Source organism: Pseudomonas benzopyrenica (assembly GCF_036884265.1).
Lineage (GTDB): Bacteria > Pseudomonadota > Gammaproteobacteria > Pseudomonadales > Pseudomonadaceae > Chryseomonas > Chryseomonas benzopyrenica.
Genome location: NZ_CP145723.1, coordinates 1,967,568 through 1,985,040, shown reverse-complemented (window position 1 = coordinate 1,985,040; position 17,473 = coordinate 1,967,568). Strand labels below are relative to the sequence as shown.

Below are 17,473 nucleotides of genomic sequence, written 5' to 3'. Positions count from 1 at the left end.
AAAACGCCAGAGCTTAACCGGCTATCCATTGATCTGGATCAATAAAGCGCAGGCCGTGCCCCTCACACTGGACACCTCGAAACCATTGGAGCCCGGCATGACAGCCGCCCTCGCCTGGGACGCCGACCTCATCGCCCGCTACGATCGCGCCGGCCCCCGCTACACCTCCTACCCCACTGCCGTGCAATTCCACGACGGCATCGGCCCCTTCGACCTGCTCGGCGCCCTGCGCCTGAGTCGCCAGGCCGGACGCCCGCTGTCGCTCTACCTGCACGTGCCCTTCTGCGCCAACATCTGCTACTACTGCGCCTGCAACAAGGTCATCACCAAGGACCGCAGCCGCAGCGCCGCCTACCTCGACGCCCTGCGCCAGGAGATGATCCTCACCAGCCGGCACCTGGACGGCGGGCAGCGGGTGGAACAGCTGCACCTCGGTGGTGGCACCCCGACCTTTCTCAATCCCATGCAGCTGCGCGAGCTGATGGCCGATCTGCGCCGGCACTTCACCCTGGCCGACGGCGACCGGGGCGACTACTCCATCGAGATCGATCCGCGCGAAGCCGATTGGAGCACCATGGGTCTGCTCCGCGAACTGGGCTTCAACCGCGTCAGCTTTGGCGTCCAGGACCTGGACTTGCAGGTGCAACTGGCGATCAATCGCCTGCAGCCCTTCGACGACACCCGCACCCTGGTGGAGGCCGCCCGCGCCCTCGACTATCGCTCCATCAACCTGGACCTCATCTACGGCCTGCCGCGGCAGACCCCGGCCAGCTTCGCCCACACCGTGGAGCGGGTGCTGGAGTTGCAGCCCCATCGCCTGTCGGTGTTCAACTACGCCCATCTGCCGCAGCGCTTTCCGCCGCAGCGGCGCATCGAAGCCAGCGAACTGCCAGACCCCGCGGCCAAGCTGGAGATGCTGCAGCGCACCGTGGAACAGCTGCTGGCCGCGGGTTATCGCTACATCGGCATGGACCACTTCGCCCTGCCCGACGACGACCTGGCCATCGCCCAGGAAGACGGCACCCTGCAGCGCAATTTCCAGGGCTACACCACCCACGGCCACTGCGACCTGCTCGGCCTGGGCGTCTCCGCCATCAGCCAGGTCGGCGAGGTGCTCTGCCAGAACACCCCCGATCTCGCCCGCTACCAGGAGCGCCTGGGCCAGAGCGAACTGGCGGTGGCCCGCGGCCTGCGCCGTTCGCGGGACGACCGCATCCGCGGCGCGGTGATCGCCCAGCTGATCTGCCACTTCCAGCTGGATTTCGCCGCCATTGAGCGCAGCTGCGAGCTGGATTTCCGCCAGTACTTCGCCGACGCCTGGCCGCACCTCGAGGCCATGGCCGCCGACGGCCTGATCCGCCTCGATGCGCGCGGCCTGCAGGTGCTGGCGCCCGGCCGCCTGCTGATTCGCGCCCTGTGCATGCTGTTCGACCGCTATCTACCGGGCGACGACAATCAGCGTTTTTCCCGGGTGATATGACCCATGCCTGCCACGACTGCTAAAGTTAGACTTTTGGAACCAGACGAGAAGCGATCTTCCCCCATGACCGAGCCCCTCAAGCTGCGCACCGCCCAGGCCCATTGCAAGGATTGCAGCCTCGCCTCGCTGTGCCTGCCGCTGTCGCTCGATCTGAAAGACCTGGACGCCCTCGACCAGATCGTCAAGCGCGGCCGGCCGCTGGCCAAGGGCGACCACCTGTTCCGCCAGGGCGATACCTTCGGCTCGGTCTATGCGGTGCGCTCCGGCGCCCTGCGCACCAGCAGCCTGAGCGATGCCGGCGAGGAGCAGATCACTGGTTTCCACCTGCCCAGCGAACTGGTCGGGCTGTCGGGCATGGACACCGAGCGCTATCCGGTCTCGGCCCGGGCGTTGGAGACCACCACCGTCTGCGAGATCCCCTTCGAGCGCCTGGATGAACTCTCCGAGCAGCTGCCGCAACTGCGCCGCCAGCTGTTGCGGGTGATGAGCCGGGAGATCCGCGACGACCAGCAGATGATGGTGCTGCTGTCCAAGAAGAGCGCCGACGAGCGCATTGCCACCTTCCTGGTCAATCTCTCGGCGCGCTTCCATGCTCGGGGCTTTTCCGCCCAGCAATTCCGCCTGAGCATGTCGCGCAACGAGATCGGCAACTTCCTCGGCCTGGCGGTAGAAACCGTGTCGCGGGTCTTCACCCGCTTCCAGCAGAGCGGCGTGCTGGCGGCTGAAGGCAAGGAAGTACGCATCCTCGACTCCGCCCGCCTCTGCGCCCTCGCGGGCGGCCAGCTGGAAGGCTGAGCCGCTTGCGCCTGCCGCTCAGCCAGCGGCAGGCGCCCAGCCCCGCTAGAAGCTGTAGCTGACCGTCGCGGTCACGTTGCGCTCCTCCCCGAAATAGCAGAAGTCCAGGCTGTAGCAGGACGCCACATAGTCCTTGCCCATCAGGTTGTTGGCATTGACCCGCGCCGTGAGCCCCGGCATCCCCAGCCGGGTGAAGTCATAGGCCAGCATGGCGTCCACCAGGGTGTAGGCCGGTACCTTGCGGGTGTTGGCCTTGTCCGCCCAACTGGTGCCCACGTAGCGCGCGCCGGCGCCGACGCTGAAGCCCGCCAGGGGCCCCGCCAGCTCGTATTGCCCCCACAGCGAGGCCTGGTGCCGCGGCGCCTGGTTCGGCGTATTGCCCTGGGTGCCGTCCAGCGCCTGGGTGTACTCGATGTCGGTGAAGGTGTAGCTGCCCAGCAGCTTGAGGCGCTCAGCCAGCTGCAGATGGCCTTCCAGCTCCAGGCCACGGGAGCGGATCTCGCCTACCGAGGAATAGAAGTCTTCCTGCGGCAGCTTGGTCGCCACGTTTTCCTGGGTGATATGGAACAGCGAGGCGGTGTAGAAGCTGGCGCTGCCCGGCGGCTGGTACTTCAGGCCCAGCTCCCACTGCTTGCCCTCGGTGGGCTCCAGCGGATTGCCCGCCGCATCGTTGTAGGCATTGGGATTGAAGGAGGTGGAATAGCTCAGGTAGGGCGCCAGGCCATTGTCGAACAGATAGAGTGCCCCGGCCCGCCCGCTGGCCTGGCCGCGGCGCGCGCTGCTGCGCGAACCCGCCAGACGATCCTCGATGCCGATCTCCACCCAGTCCTGGCGTAGACCCAGGGAAAAGCGCCAGCGATCCAGCTCGATGAGATCCTGCAGGTAGACGCCGGTCTGCGCCAGCTCGCGGCGGTATTCGCTGCCGGGGGAGAGGGTCACCTGACCGCCGTAGCTGGGCTCGAAGGCGTCCAGCGGATCCGCCGTGCCACTGGGCCAATCCACATGGGTCCAGCGACGCTGGTAGTCCAGCCCGGCGAGCAGGGTGTGCCGACTGCCGGCCCAGTCGAAGTCCGCCTGGACCAGATTGTCCAGGGTATAGGCGTGCAGGTTCTCGCGGCCGCCGGAGTAATAGCGATTGAGCAGGTTGCTGGCGCCGACATAGCCGTAGCCATAGACCTGCTCCAGTTCGACCCGCGACTTGGCGTAGCGGAAGTTCTGCCGCGCGCTCCAGACGTCGTTGAATCTGTGCTCGAACTGATAGCCGACCATCTGCTGGGTGCGTTCGAATTTATCGTGATCGGGCTCGCCGTCGAAGAAATGGTTGCTGATGTAGCGACCATTTCTTCGATAGAGACTGCCCTCGGCCGGCACCCCGCTGTGGTAGCCACCGTCCGGGTCCTTTTGCAGATAGGCCTGCAGGGTCAGGGTGGTGTCATCGCTAAGGTCGATGGCCAGGCTGGGCGCCAGGGCATAGCGCTCTTCTTCCACATGATCGAACTGGGTATCGCTGTGCTGGGCGAGGCCCACCAGGCGATAGGCGATACGCCCCTCCTCATCCAACGGCCCGCCGAAATCGAAACCGGCGCCGTGCTGGCCGAGGTTGCCCAGGGTGGCCTGGACCTGGTGATAGGGCTGGTACAGCGGCTTCTTGCTGGTGAGCGCCACCAGGCCGCCCGGCAGACTGCGGCCATAGAGCACCGAGGCCGGCCCTTTGACCACGTCGATGCGCTCGAGAAAGTAGGGATCGACCTGCAGCGAGCTGAAGGTGCCGCTGTCGCCCATGGTCTTGAGGCCGTCGAGAAAGACGTTGTCGACGCTATTGTCGGCGAAGCCGCGCATCACCACATAGTCATAGCGATTGGACGCGCCGATCTGGCCGGTGAAGATGCCCGGGGTGTACCTCATGGCCTGCTGCACGGTCTTGGCGCCCTGGTCATCGATCTGCTCGCGGGTCACCACCGAAACCGACTGGGAGGTTTCCAGCAGACCCTTGCTGGTCTTGGTGGCCACGTCGCTATGGGTCGCCAGGTAGCCATCGGTCTCGCCCAGGGCATTGCCCAGGGCGAAGCCGGTCACCGTGGTCTCGCTGAGAGACGTCACCCCGGTCGCGGCCGCCGACTCCAGGCGATAGCTGCCATCGGCCTGACGCACCGCCTGCAGGCCACTGCCCTGGAGGATCTGCTGGAAGCCCTCGGCCGGTGTGTAGCGGCCCTGCAGCCCCGGACTGCGGCGACCCTCCAGCCCCTGGGCGGGGGCCGACAGCAGTACCCCGCTCTGGGCGGCGAAGGTGCTCACCACCGTGGCCAGGCTACCGGCCTCGATGCGGTATTCCTGGGCAATGGCGGCAGCCTGGACCAGGCCGTGGGGCACCGCCAGGCCAGTGACACCCAGCGGTACGGTCAGGGCGAAGGCGCGCAGGGCGCGGCGCAGGGGATGCAGCGTGAAGCGGATAGGGCGATGCATGGAGGGCCTCGAAACAGGGATCGTTTCCCCTAAGCCCCACGAGAACGTCAAAGGGGAACCGTCGGCGGCAGTTTTTTCAGGCGGGCACGATCTGCACCCACCAGGGCAGGCGCCGCTCCACCCGCACCGGCAGGCTGTCGGCCAGCGCGGCCAAGGCGCGATCGGTGTCAGCCAGGGGATAGCTGCCCACCACCCGCAGGTGCGCGACCGTGGCGGTACAGGTCAGCAGGCCTGGGCGATAGCGCCCCAGCTCCGCCACCAGGGCCGCCAGCGACCAGTCATCCACCACCAGCCGCCCCTGGCGCCAGAGCTGCCGCCCCGGATCGACGCGACCCAACGGCTGCACGGCGGTAGGCGTCAGCAGGGCCTGCCTACCTTCCGCCAGGGTCTCCGGCCTGGCCTGGCGTGGCAGCAGCTGCAGAGCACCGCTGTAGGCCGCGACCTCCAGACCGTCGTCACGCGCGCGGACCGCGCAGCAGCCCACACCGAAGCGCACCTGACCCGCCGTCGCCTCCAGCACCGTGGGCGCGGTTCCGCCGCGGCTTTCGAACAGCGCCTCGCCGCGCAACAGCCGCCAATGGTTTGCCGTCGCCTGTGCCAGCTGGCTGTCGGTGTTGAGCCAGACGCGTACCCCGGCCGCCAGATCGAAGGCGCGGATCTCGCCGACCGCCGTGCTCAGCGCAGCGCTCTGCCCCAGCCGCCAGTCGTCCGGCCGCACCCAACCAAGGGCCAGACCACCCAGCGCCAGTCCCAGCACCTTGAGCGCCCGCCGTCGTCCCAGGGATTCGCGCCGCGTCAGGGCCATCCGCCCGGACGGGGGCAGACCGCTGAAGCGGGCGCTGATCTCCTCCACCCGCGCCCAGGCCACAGCGTGGCGACTATCCGCCTGTAACCAGCGCTCCCAGGCCCGCTCGGTGGCTGGATCCACCTCATCGGCGGCGAGTTCGGCGAACCAGTTCGCCGCCTCTTCCAGAGGTCCGCCCTGGCTGGGTGTGAGAAGACTCAAGACACCAGTTCCAGGCAATGCAGCATGGCCTGGGCCATGTACTTCTTCACCATCCGCTCCGACACGCCCAGACGCCCTGCGATGACGGCATAGGTGAGCCCTTCCAGCTGTGCCAGCAGAAAGGCCTGGCGCACCCGGCCAGGCAGGCGGTCGAGCAGCGCATCGAGTTCGGTGATAGTTTCCAGGATGAGCGCCTGGGCTTCCGGCGAAGGCTGTACGGCTTGCGGTCGCGCGGCGAGCGCTTCGAGATAGGCGCGCTCCAGGGCCTGGCGCCGCCAGTGGTTGGCCAGCAATCCCTGGGCGATGGTCGCAAGGAAGGCACGGGGTTCACGCAGCCGTTCCAGCTCTCCTTCCCGGGCCAACAGCCGGACGAAGGTGTCCTGGGCCAGGTCGGCCGCCTGCCCCAGGCAACCCAGCCGCCGCTGCAGCCGCTCGCGCAGCCAGCCGTGGTGGTCCAGGTAGAGGGTCCGGATATGTCCGTGCCGGTCGGACTCGAGCGTCTGCATCACCATCCTCGGAAGCAGCTGACTTCCGATAATGATAATGCTTCTCGATCACAAGATACAGGCCTGTCGCCTTTCAGGGCGACGGGATAGCGTCGCGCTAGAGCGAGATCGGCTTGCGCCCGGCGAAGGCGTGGGTCAGGGTGCCGCCGTCGACCAGATCCAGCTCGCCACCCAGGGGTACGCCATGGGCGATCCGGGAGATGGTCAGGCCCTTGGGCGCCAGCAGTTGGGCGATATAGTAGGCGGTCGCCTCGCCTTCAACCGTGGGATTGGTGGCGATGATCATCTCCTGGAACCCCCCTTCGCTAACGCGCCGTTCGAGTTCGGGCACGCCGATGGCGTCCGGGCCCAGGCCGTCGATGGGCGACAGGTGCCCCTTGAGCACGAAGTAGCGTCCGCGATAGCCGGTCTGCTCCACGGCGAAGACATCCATGGGGCCTTCCACCACGCAGAGCAGGCTGTCGTCACGCCGAGTATCGGCGCAGAAGCCGCAGATCTCGTCTTCGCTCAGGGTGCGGCAGCGTTGGCAGTAGCCGACCCCTTCCATGGCGGCGTTGAGGGCACTGGCCAGGCGCAGGCCACCCTGGCGTTCGCGTTCGAGCAGTTGCAGGGCCATGCGCTGGGCAGACTTCTGGCCGACACCGGGCAGGACCCGGAGCGCATCGATTAATTGGCGAATCAGGGGACTGAAGCTCATGGACTACCGTACTGGAAGGCGGGAGAAACGGGTGTCCGACGGACACCCGCTATTGAAGCGTCTTAGAAAGGCATCTTGAAGCCGGGCGGCAGCTGCATCCCGGAGGTCATACCGGACATCTTGTCCTGGCTGTTCTGCTCGATCTTGCGCACGGCGTCGTTCACCGCGGCGGCGATCAGGTCTTCGAGGATTTCCTTGTCTTCCTGCATCAGGCTGTCATCCAGGCTGACGCGCTTGACGTCGTGTCGGCCGGTCATGACGACGCTGACCAGGCCGGCGCCGGATTGTCCGGTCACTTCGGCGTTCGCCAGCTCTTCCTGCATCTTCTGCATCTTTTCCTGCATCTGCTGGGCCTGCTTCATCAGGCCGGCCATGCCACCTTTCATCATGTCTGCTACCTCGAACTATGAATGGAAAACCGGTCAGGCTTGGGTGTCGACCGGCTCGATGGTACCCGCGCGCACCGTGGCGGCGAACTGTTGCATCATCTGGCGGATGAGCGGGTCGTCCTGGATGGACTGCTCCGCCTGCCGCTGCCGCTCCGCTCGGCGCCGCGCGGCGGCCTGGGCGGGCGTCTCCTGCTCGGGGGTCTGGATGGTGACCTCGAGCGTGATGGGTCGTCCCTGCTGCTGATTCAGCGCATCGTTGAGCCGGCGCTGCTGGTTGGCGTTGAACAAGGCGCTCTGCGCCGGATCCAGGTGTAGGTGCCAGCGATCGCCGTCCACCGCGACCAGGGTGCAGTTGGCCGCGATGCTGGCGGTCAGACCGCCCAGCTTGAGGTCGGGGAACAGCGCCTGCCAATCGGCCGCGAGGCCCGTGGCCGGCTGCACCGCAGGCGTCGGCGCCGCAGCGATTTCGTCGTCAGCCGGATCGCCAAGGCTGTCGAGATAGTCGTCCAGCCCCACCTCGTAGTAATCCTCGGCCGGCGGCGGCTCTTCGTCACCGTCCAGATCGTCACCGGAGGTATCCGCAGGCAATTCGGCGATCACCGTGGCTTCAGGGGTCGCCTCGACCTGGGGGGTCGGTAGCGCCCTGGATGCGACCGGCGCACCAGCCGCCTCGACCGGAGTCGGAGCCGGAGCCGGAGCCGGAGCCGCCTTGGTCGCCACGGGCGCAGGATCCTCCCAGGGGAGATCCACCGGCTCTTCTATTGGGGTGGTATTACTCACCATCGGCGTTGCCTGGACAGGCGCAGGGGACGCCTCTGGCGCCGGAGGGCGCGCAGGCGCAGCCGCTGCCGGTACCGCCGCGGCCACCGGACGGGGGTTGGAGTCAGCCGTGGCCGGGCTGGCTCCCGTCGTCTTTAGTGCCGGTCGCTCGGCAATCGCCGCACCGGCAGGCCGGAACGCCAGCATGCGCAGCAGGACCATCTCGAAGCCGTGGCGTGGGTCGGGCGCCAGCGGCAGATCGCGCCGCCCGACCAGACCCAGCTGGTAGTAGTACTGGACATCTTCCGCCGGCAGCGTCTGCGCCAGGGTCAGCACCCGCTCGCGATCGCCCTGGCCATTGTCCACCGCATCGGGCAGCACCTGGGCGATGGCCACGCGGTGCAGCACATTGAGCAGCTCGGCCAGCACCCCGCCCCAGTCGGGGCCCTGCTCGGCCAGATGACGGACCGCATCCAGCACGGCGCGCCCATCCCCTTCCAGCAGGGCCTGGAGCACGTCGTAGACCTGGCCATGGTCGAGGGTGCCGAGCATGGCGCGCACATCGGCGGCCAGCACCTTGCCCTCGCCAAAGGCGATCGCCTGGTCGGTCAGGCTCATGGCATCGCGCATGGAACCATCGGCCGCGCGACCCAGCAGCCATAGGGCGTCGTCCTCGAAGGGAATGCTTTCCGCGGCGAGCACCTGCTGCAGGTGGGCAACGACCCGCTCCGGCGGCATGTTCTTCAGCGAGAACTGCAGGCAGCGCGAAAGGATGGTGACCGGCAGCTTCTGCGGATCGGTGGTGGCGAGCAGGAACTTGACGTGGGGCGGTGGCTCTTCCAGCGTCTTGAGCAGCGCATTGAAGCTGTGGGTGGAGAGCATGTGCACCTCGTCGATGAGGTACACCTTGTAGCGACCGCGGGACGGTGCGTACTGCACGTTCTCCAGCAGCTCGCGGGTGTCTTCCACCTTGGTGCGACTGGCGGCGTCCACCTCGATGAGATCGACGAAACGGCCTTCGTCGATCTCGCGGCACACCGAGCAGGTGCCACAGGGCGTCGAGCTGATGCCGGTCTCGCAATTCAGGCACTTGGCCAGGATCCGCGCGATGGTGGTCTTGCCCACCCCGCGGGTTCCGGTGAAGAGATAGGCGTGGTGCAGCCGCTCGTTATCTAGCGCGTTGATCAGCGCCTTGAGCACATGGGTCTGGCCGACCATTTCGCGGAACGACCGCGGGCGCCATTTGCGCGCAAGAACCTGGTAACTCATCGAGACCTGATCAGGAGAAGACGTGGGGGGAGCACATGCTAACGAAGAGGGGCCACGAATGCATCCCGTGGCGTGGCATCGGAGCGATGCCGTGCGGGCTGCGGCTACCTTCCTAGATGAAGGCGGCCAAGCGGCTTTTCAAGCGATCAGGAGGGAAAGCGCCAGCGAAAAAGCCGTTTTAGGCACGCAGGCAGTGGTCTTCGCCATCGGCCAGGACCACGCTGGAGACGTAGGCTGCCAGGGCATCCAGCTGGCCACGCAGTCGGGTCACGGTGGCGTTCATCTTGAAGGGATTGCTTGCCTCCTCGTTGGTCAGGTCGATCCTGATCAGCAGCAGGGGCTTACTAGGATGGTAGATGTGGGCGATCAACGTCGCTGCGGTATCGCGTCGGCAATCGATGCGATAGGGATGGAGACCACTGCTCAGGGCGCGTCCTGCGCTTTCGAGTCCATTCTTCACGATGAATCCTTGGACATTTGTCCAGTAATGATGAGACGGCGCGCATGATGGCATAGAGCCATGAACCAAAACAGTGCATTTCGTCACGAAAGCCCTGTGGAGCGGTTAACCAGGCAGTGCGAGCAGAAGGAGGGAAGAAGGCAGGGAGAAAAAGCGGAGATGGGAAAAGCGGAGGGCAGAAATGGAGGTGGCCCCGCCAGCCACACCCCGGCACACGACATCACCGCTGCGGCTGCTCCCTTCCGGGCCTGACCGGGTTCACGGTTGATCGTTGCGGGGGGACCGACAGAGCCACCATAACGCCTCACCCTGAGGTGAGGTGCGTCATTCTACGCGGTTGGGGCGAAGTTGCAAGCCATACAAGGACTTAGCTGCAAGGTAAGGCCGGAGATCACAGGCCCGAAGCTGTCTACCTGCTCCGCCCCCGGCCCCAACGTTATTGACCCTGGGCCTCGAGGATCTGCAGGAAGGCATCCTCGTCCAGCACCTTGACCCCCAGCTCGTTCGCCTTGGTCAGTTTGGACCCCGCCCCCGGCCCGGCCACCACCACGGCGGTCTTGGCCGATACCGACCCCGACACCTTGGCGCCCAGGGCTTCCAGGCGCTCCTTGGCCGCATCGCGACTCATGGCCTCCAGGGTTCCGGTGAGCACCCAGGTCTGACCGGCGAAGGGTAATCCCTGTACAACCTGGCGCGTGCTTTCCCAATGCATGCCGAAGGCCTTGAGCTGGGCCTCGATGGCCAGCGCCTGGGCGACGTTGTCCGCCTCGGCGAAGTACTCGCGCAGCCCCTGCTTGGCCCGCTCGTTGAGGCCGGACAGGGTCTTGAAGGTCAACCAGTCCTGGGAGCCTTCGATCAGCGCCGCGAGCGTGGGAAAGGCCGTGGCCAGGGTCTTGGCGCCGGTCTTGCCCAGATAGGGAATGTGCAACTGGTCGAGGAAGTCGGCGAAGGTGGCATAGCCGGAGAATTCGGCGTGCACCTCACCCTCGTCGGCCAGCTCGATGCCGTTGGCCAGCAGCGCCTCCAGCACGTCACGGTTGTGCGCGGACTGGAAGAAGTTATGGATCTCGAAGGCCACCTCCGGCCCGATGTCCGGCAGGTAGACCAGCACCTCGGGCAGGGCCTCGCGGATACGCTGCAGGCTGCCCAGGGCGCGCGCCAGGCGCTTGGCGGTCTCCTCGCCCACCTCCGGGATGCCCAGGGCGAAGATGAAGCGCGCCAACGTCGGCTGACTGCTGGCTTCGATGGCGGCCAGTAGGTTGCGACTGGACACCTCGGCGAAGCCTTCCAGTTCGACCACCTGCTCGTAGGTCAGGGTGTAGAGATCGGCCGGCGACTTCACCAGCTCGCGGTCTACCAGTTGCTCGACGATGCGATCGCCCAGGCCGTCGATGTCCATGGCCCGCCGCGAGGCGAAATGAATGATCGCCTGTTTGAGCTGGGCCTGGCAGGCCAGCCGGCCAACGCAGCGATAGACCGCACCTTCGCTGACCGACTCCTTGCCCTTGCCGCGCTTGATCAGTTGGGTGCGCTCCACCGCCGAACCACACACGGGACAATGGGTGGGGATCTCCACCGGCCGGGCATCCGCTGGCCGCCGCTCCGGTACCACCTGCATGATCTGCGGGATGACGTCCCCGGCGCGGCGCACGATCACGCTGTCGCCGATCATCACGCCCAGCCGCGCGATCTCGTCCATGTTGTGCAAGGTAGCGTTGGTCACGGTGACGCCGGCCACCTGCACCGGCTTGAGCCGGGCGACCGGGGTAATGGCCCCGGTGCGCCCCACCTGGAATTCGACATTGAGCAGTTCGGTCAGCTCTTCGCGAGCGGGAAACTTGTGCGCCAGCGCCCAGCGCGGCTCGCGCGCGCGAAAACCCAGCTCACCCTGCCAGTCGAGCCGGTTGACCTTGTAGACCACGCCGTCGATCTCGTAGGCCAGCGCATCGCGCCGCTGGCCGATGTCCTCGTAGTAGGCGCGGCAGCCTGACGCGCCCTGCACCTTGCGCAACTCGCGGCTGATGGGGATTCCCCATTCACGCAGCCGCTGCAGGATGTCGTACTGGGTGTCCGGCAGAGCCCCACCCTCGACCCGCCCGAAACCGTAGCAGCAGAACTCCAGCGGACGTTGGGCAGTGATGCGCGAATCCAGCTGGCGCAGGCTGCCAGCGGCAGCGTTGCGCGGATTGGCGAAGGTCTTGCCGCCGCTTTCCATGGCCCGGGCATTGAGCGCCTCGAAGCCGGCGCGGGACATGAACACCTCGCCGCGCACCTCCAGTACCGCCGGCCAGCCCTCGCCTTGCAGGCGTAGCGGAACGTTGCGGATGGTGCGCACATTGGCGGTGATGTCTTCCCCGGTGGTGCCGTCGCCGCGGGTGGCGCCGCGGGTCAAGATTCCCGCCTCGTACAGCAGGCTGACCGCCAGGCCATCGAGCTTGGGCTCGCAGGTGTATTCGACGCCGGAATCCGGCCCGGCGAAGTCGGTCTCGCCGAATTCCTCGCGCAGGCGCTTGCCAACGCTGCGGTCGAAGTCCTGCAGATTCTCATCGGCGAAGGCGTTGCCCAGGCTGAGCATGGGCACCTCGTGGCGGATGGTGCCAAAGGCGGCCAGGGCCGCGCCGCTGACCCTCTGGGTGGGCGAGTCGGGCGTCACCAGCTCGGGATGCTCGGCCTCCAGCGTCTTGAGTTCGCCGAACAGCCGATCGTACTCGGCATCGGGCACGCTCGGCTCGTCCAGTACGTAGTAGCGGTAGTTGTGGGCGTCGATCTCGCCGCGCAGGGCGGCGATGCGGGTGACGGCATCTTGGGCGTCGGTCATGGTGGTCTCTCACTGTCGCCACCCCAGGGGTGGCCCTGGCGCCACCAGCGGCGCCGCTACGAAGATTACAAACAAAAAGAGCAGCCGAGGCTGCTCTTGGTTCGCTCCGGCGCGATCAACGCTTGAGCATCAGGCTCTTGCGTTCGAAGTCGACGATACGCTGGCGGTAGTGTTCGATGGTCTGGGCGGTCATGACGCTGCGCTGCTCGTCCTTCAACTCGCCATTGAGTTCGGACGACAGCTTGCGCGCCGCGGCGACCATCAGGTCGAAGGCCTGCTTGGGATGGCGTGGACCGGGCAGACCCAGGAAGAAGCTCACCGCCGGAGTGTGGAAGTCGTCGATGGCATCCAGATCGAAGGTGCCCGGACGCACGGCGTTGGCCATGGAAAACAGTACCTCGCCATTGCCCGACATGCTCTCGTGGCGATGGAAGATGTCCATGTCGCCAAATCTCAGCCCGCTTTCGAGGATGTTCTGCAGCAGTGCCGGACCGGAGAAGCCCTTCTCGTCACGGGAGATGACATTGATCACCAGCACCTCGTCCACCGGCGCCATGGCTGCCTGACTGTTGCCACTGCTGCTGACGGGTTCGCTGACCGACTCACGCTCGGGCGCCTTGCTGCTCAGCGGCTTTTCCTTGCGCGGCTTGTCGCGACCACGGGTCACGACTTCATCGGAATCGGCGGCCAGGCCTGCCAGGCTTTCATCGCTGGACAGGTCGAAGCTGTCGGCACTGGGTTCTTCACGGCGTTCTTCACGGCGCTTGCGCTGCGTGGAGCGCGGTGGCGTCGGCTCGCCCGGATCGTCCAGGGATGGCTCCTTGGGTTCTACCACCCGCGTCGGACCGACGATTTCCGGATCCTCGTCCTCGTTTTCCGGCTGATTGTTCAACGACTGGTCAAGTTTGAACTTGAGCTTGCCCTTGCCGCTCATGCGACGCCAACCATCGAACAGAATACCGGCGATGACGATGACGCCGATGATGATCAGCCACTCGCGCAGACCCATATCCATGAAAAAGACATACCCCTGTGAAAATAATGGACCGACACCCGTCGGGAAACTTTGGAAAGTCGACGCTTGCGAGGTCTTTCCAAAACCTCCGAAACCTACGCCAAGTCAGTGTTCTTCTTAGCTTTTTCCACTTACCGCTAGCGCGGCCATAAGCTAGCACGACTATTGCCAACTTTACACCGCCAAGCCGCGAGGCTGTGGGGCATTAGGCATCGACCATGGCCACGGCCTCTTCCACATCCACCGCCACCAGCCGCGAACAGCCCGGTTCATGCATGGTCACACCCAGCAACTGATCGGCCATCTCCATGGCGATCTTGTTGTGCGTGATGTAAATGAACTGCACCTTCTCCGACATGCTCTTGACCAAGCGGGCATAACGGCCGACGTTGGCGTCATCCAGGGGTGCATCCACTTCATCGAGCATGCAGAACGGCGCCGGATTCAACTGGAAGATGGCAAATACCAGAGCCAGCGCCGTCAGCGCCTTTTCACCGCCCGACAACAAATGGATGGTGCTGTTCTTCTTGCCCGGCGGGCGCGCCATGATCGCAACCCCGGTATCGAGTAAATCTTCCCCGGTAAGTTCCAGGTAGGCACTGCCGCCACCGAAAACTTTTGGGAACAAGGCCTGCAAGCCGTGATTGATCTGGTCGAAGGTATCCTTGAAGCGATTGCGGGTTTCCCGGTCGATCTTGCGGATGACGCTTTCCAGGGTCTCCAACGCTTCCACCAGATCGGCGTTCTGGGCGTCCAGATAGGTCTTGCGCTCGGCCTGCTGCTGATATTCGTCGATGGCCGCCAGGTTGATCGGTCCAAGCCGGCCGATCCGCGCCGCGACGGCTTCCAGCTGCTCCTCCCAGGCGGCTTCGCTGGCCTCCGCCGGCAGGGTCGCGATCACCGTCGGCAGGTCATAGCCATCGGCCGCCAACTGCTCGGCGAAGCCGCTGCGCCGGGTCGCCAAGCCCTGCCATTCCAGGCGATGCTGCTCCAACTGGCCGCGCAGCAGCGTCGCCTGCTGTTCCGCCTGCAGCCGCCGCCGCTCGAAATCGCGCAACTCCCGATCGGCATCCTCCAGCGCCAGGCGCGCCGTCCGCATTTCCTCGTCGACCTGCAGGCGCCGCTCCAGCAACTCCTCCAGGCGCAGCCGCAATTCGTCGAGGGGCTCGCCGCCCTCCTCCAGGTTGAGATTGAGCTGCTCGCAGCGCTCGCCCAGGCGCGCGGTCTGCAATTCCAGCCGCTCCAGCGCCTGGAGCGTCGACTGGCGCTGGGCTCTCAGGGTGGTCAGGCGCACCGTGAGCTGATGCAGTTGTTCCTGAGCCTGGCGCTGGCGCTGGCGCGCCGCCTCCACTGCCTGCCGGTGGCGGTCACGCTGCTCCTGCAATAGCGCGCGCTGCTCGGTATCCACCGCCATGGCATCGAGGGCGTCCTGCAGGCGCAGCCGGCATTCGCCTAACTCCTCCTGCTCACGCGCCAATTGCTGCTCGACGTCCTGGAGATCGGCCTCCAGTTGCTGCCGACGGATGCTCAGCTGCTCGGCCCGTGCCTGCTGGGCAGAGAGCTGAGCACGGGATTCGGCCAGCCGCTGCTGCTCCTGCTTTTGGCGACGGCGGGCATCTTCACGTTCGCTTTCCAGACGTTGCTGGGCCGCGCGACGATCCTCCAGTCGCTCCTCCTGAAGGGCGAGCGCCTCGCTCAGCTCCAGGCGTCGCGCCTGCAACTCCTCCAGTTCGCGGCCGCGGGCCAGGACACTGCCTTCGGCCGCCTGAGCACGACGCACACGTAGGAAATGCCGGGAGACCCAGTAGCCCTCCGGCGTGATCAGACTCTGCCCTGGTGCCAAGGCCGGCCGCCGCGCCAGCGCCTCGTCGTAACTGTTCGCGATCAGCACCTGCCCCAGCCAGGGCGACAGGTCGCGCGGCGCCTGCACCTCCTCCAACAGGCTGCCGGCGGCGACCGGCAGCGAGCCGGGCAGCGCCAGATTCAAGGCACCGCTGGCGAAGGTAGCGAGACGCAGAGGCGCCAGGTCATCCAGGCAGACCGCCTGCAGATCGCTGCCGAGGACGGTCTCCACCGCCAGCTCCCAACCGGGGGTGACCTGGACATCGTCCGCCAGCTGTGGCGCCTGAGTGAGACCCTCGGCCTCGAGCCACTGGGCCGCGCCGGTATCGGGTGCCAGGGCCGCCTGCTGTAGGGCTTCCAGCGAGGCAATGCGGCCTTCGAGGCGCTGCAATTCGCCCTGGCGCTGACTCTGCTCGCCTGCCAACCCCAGCAGTTCTTCGCGTAGTCGCTGCAGGCCTTCGACGACCTGCAATTCCTGTTCGGCCAAACCCTCCAGCAGCAACTCGTCCTCGGCGATCTGCTCTTCCAGCATGACCAGACGCTCGGAAGGCCCGTCCTCGCCCAGCAGAGTGCGTTCATCACGCAGCCGGCGCTGCCGGTCCATGCCGCGCTCCAGGCCCTGCTCCAGCGAGCGGATGCGCGCCTGCTGCACATCGGCCTCCCGTTGCGGCTCGATACTCGCCGCGCTGAGCGCTTCCCAGCGTTGCTGCCAGTCCGCCAGGGCCAGCTCCGCCTCTTCCAACGCGGCACCGCCCTCCTCGCCCAGCTCCCGGGCCGCCTCTTCCTCGGGCTCGAGCATCGCCAGCTCTTCCTCGAAGGTAGCGAGCAGCACCCGGTCGTGCTCGAGGTGGGATTCGGCTTCGCTACGGGCCTGCTCGGCTTCGCGCAGGTCGTCCTGCAGCTGGCGCTGGCGCTGCTGACCATGTTGGATGGTCTGCTCCAGGCGGGCGATGTCACCACCCAGGGAGTAGAAGCGACCCTGCACCAGGTTGAAGGCTTCGCTCAACTCATGATGGCCATCGCGCAGCCGCTCGATGCCGGCATCCGCCTGGCGCTGTTCGGCGGTCAGGGCTTCGAGGGCGGTCTCCTGGTCGCGGATCACCTTTTCGCGCTGCTCGACGCGGCCATCCAGCTCGCGCCAGCGCACCGCCTGCAACTGCGCCTTGAGTTGCCGCTCCTCCTGCTTGAAGGCCTGGAAGCGCTCGGCCGACTGCGCCTGGCGATGCAGCCGCTCCAGCTGCCGCTCCAGCTCCTCGCGCAGGTCGGTGAGGCGGGCGAGATTCTCCTGGGTGCGGCGAATGCGATTCTCGGTCTCGCGCCGCCGCTCCTTGTACTTGGAGATGCCCGCGGCCTCCTCGATGTAGTGCCGCAGATCCTCCGGGCGCGCCTCGATCAACTTGGAGATCATCCCCTGCTCGATGATCGAATAGCTGCGCGGCCCCAGGCCGGTGCCGAGGAAGATATCGGTGATGTCGCGCCGGCGGCACTTGGTGCCGTTGAGGAAATAGGTGTTCTGGCCTTCGCGGGTCACCCGGCGGCGGATGGAGATCTCCGCGTAGCTCGCGTATTCGCCCACCAGGGTGTGGTCGGAGTTGTCGAAGATCAGCTCGATGGAGGCCTGGGATACCGGCTTGCGACTGTTGGAGCCATTGAAGATGACGTCCGTCATCGACTCGCCACGCAGATTCTTGGCCGAGCTCTCGCCCATCACCCAGCGTACGGCGTCGATGATATTCGACTTGCCGCAACCATTGGGACCGACCACCGCTGCCATGTTGCTCGGGAAATTCACCGTCGTCGGATCGACGAAGGATTTGAATCCCGCCAGCTTGATCGACCTCAACCGCATATCAGGAGCCCTTGTTCACCGCGCCGTGCCCAACCGCAGGCGAAAGGGCGAAAGTCTACCATTGGCGGCCACGACTGCCGTCGCTGAGCATGAGCTTATTTCCAGCCGTTCTGCACGCCGCCGGG

The 17,473-nt window shown here is 66.1% G+C and carries 12 protein-coding genes and 1 other RNA gene; 2 read left to right on the top strand and 11 right to left on the bottom strand.

Annotated features, from left to right (window positions below; genetic code table 11):
- Nucleotides 1–97: 97 nt before the first annotated feature.
- Nucleotides 98–1,480: an oxygen-independent coproporphyrinogen III oxidase gene (gene hemN / locus V6W80_RS09255; RefSeq protein ID WP_338546706.1), complete on the top strand. Its 1,383-nt coding sequence runs from the start codon at nucleotides 98–100 to the stop codon at nucleotides 1,478–1,480.
- A gap of 63 nt (nucleotides 1,481–1,543) precedes the next feature.
- On the top strand, nucleotides 1,544–2,275 hold the full coding sequence (gene fnr, locus V6W80_RS09250; RefSeq protein WP_017639628.1) for a fumarate/nitrate reduction transcriptional regulator Fnr: 732 nt from the start codon (nucleotides 1,544–1,546) through the stop codon (nucleotides 2,273–2,275).
- A gap of 45 nt (nucleotides 2,276–2,320) precedes the next feature.
- Here fnr and V6W80_RS09245 read toward each other — a convergent pair whose 3' ends face one another.
- The 11 genes from V6W80_RS09245 to smc all read right to left on the bottom strand — a co-directional run bounded on the left by V6W80_RS09245 (nucleotide 2,321) and on the right by smc (nucleotide 17,348).
- Entirely contained in the window at nucleotides 2,321–4,738 is a 2,418-nt protein-coding gene (locus V6W80_RS09245) for a TonB-dependent siderophore receptor (RefSeq protein ID WP_338546705.1), read from the bottom strand.
- Nucleotides 4,739–4,814: 76 nt separating this feature from the next.
- Nucleotides 4,815–5,744: a DUF4880 domain-containing protein gene (locus tag V6W80_RS09240; protein ID WP_338546703.1), complete on the bottom strand. Its 930-nt coding sequence runs from the start codon at nucleotides 5,742–5,744 to the stop codon at nucleotides 4,815–4,817.
- On the bottom strand, nucleotides 5,741–6,250 hold the full coding sequence (locus V6W80_RS09235) for a sigma-70 family RNA polymerase sigma factor (protein WP_338546701.1): 510 nt from the start codon (nucleotides 6,248–6,250) through the stop codon (nucleotides 5,741–5,743). Before V6W80_RS09235 ends, V6W80_RS09240 begins: the two co-directional genes overlap by 4 nt.
- A gap of 97 nt (nucleotides 6,251–6,347) precedes the next feature.
- Nucleotides 6,348–6,947 carry a recombination mediator RecR gene (recR, locus tag V6W80_RS09230; protein ID WP_017639624.1) on the bottom strand — a complete coding sequence of 200 codons (600 nt, stop codon included), beginning with the start codon at nucleotides 6,945–6,947 and terminating at the stop codon, nucleotides 6,348–6,350.
- A gap of 62 nt (nucleotides 6,948–7,009) precedes the next feature.
- Nucleotides 7,010–7,336: a YbaB/EbfC family nucleoid-associated protein gene (locus V6W80_RS09225; RefSeq protein WP_007162246.1), complete on the bottom strand. Its 327-nt coding sequence runs from the start codon at nucleotides 7,334–7,336 to the stop codon at nucleotides 7,010–7,012.
- Between the two features lie 33 nt (nucleotides 7,337–7,369).
- The gene (gene dnaX / locus V6W80_RS09220; RefSeq protein ID WP_338546700.1) at nucleotides 7,370–9,364 is read right to left on the bottom strand and encodes a DNA polymerase III subunit gamma/tau; all 1,995 of its coding nucleotides are present in this window, start codon (nucleotides 9,362–9,364) and stop codon (nucleotides 7,370–7,372) included.
- A 178-nt stretch (nucleotides 9,365–9,542) separates the two neighbouring features.
- Nucleotides 9,543–9,824: a hypothetical protein gene (locus V6W80_RS09215; RefSeq protein ID WP_338546698.1), complete on the bottom strand. Its 282-nt coding sequence runs from the start codon at nucleotides 9,822–9,824 to the stop codon at nucleotides 9,543–9,545.
- A gap of 191 nt (nucleotides 9,825–10,015) precedes the next feature.
- An RNA gene (gene ffs / locus V6W80_RS09210) (signal recognition particle sRNA small type) lies at nucleotides 10,016–10,112 on the bottom strand.
- 148 nt (nucleotides 10,113–10,260) lie between these two features.
- Nucleotides 10,261–12,642: an NAD-dependent DNA ligase LigA gene (gene ligA / locus V6W80_RS09205; RefSeq protein WP_338546697.1), complete on the bottom strand. Its 2,382-nt coding sequence runs from the start codon at nucleotides 12,640–12,642 to the stop codon at nucleotides 10,261–10,263.
- Nucleotides 12,643–12,757: 115 nt separating this feature from the next.
- On the bottom strand, nucleotides 12,758–13,657 hold the full coding sequence (gene zipA / locus V6W80_RS09200; RefSeq protein ID WP_257706247.1) for a cell division protein ZipA: 900 nt from the start codon (nucleotides 13,655–13,657) through the stop codon (nucleotides 12,758–12,760).
- A 205-nt stretch (nucleotides 13,658–13,862) separates the two neighbouring features.
- Nucleotides 13,863–17,348: a chromosome segregation protein SMC gene (smc, locus tag V6W80_RS09195; RefSeq protein WP_338546696.1), complete on the bottom strand. Its 3,486-nt coding sequence runs from the start codon at nucleotides 17,346–17,348 to the stop codon at nucleotides 13,863–13,865.
- Nucleotides 17,349–17,473: the final 125 nt, after the last annotated feature.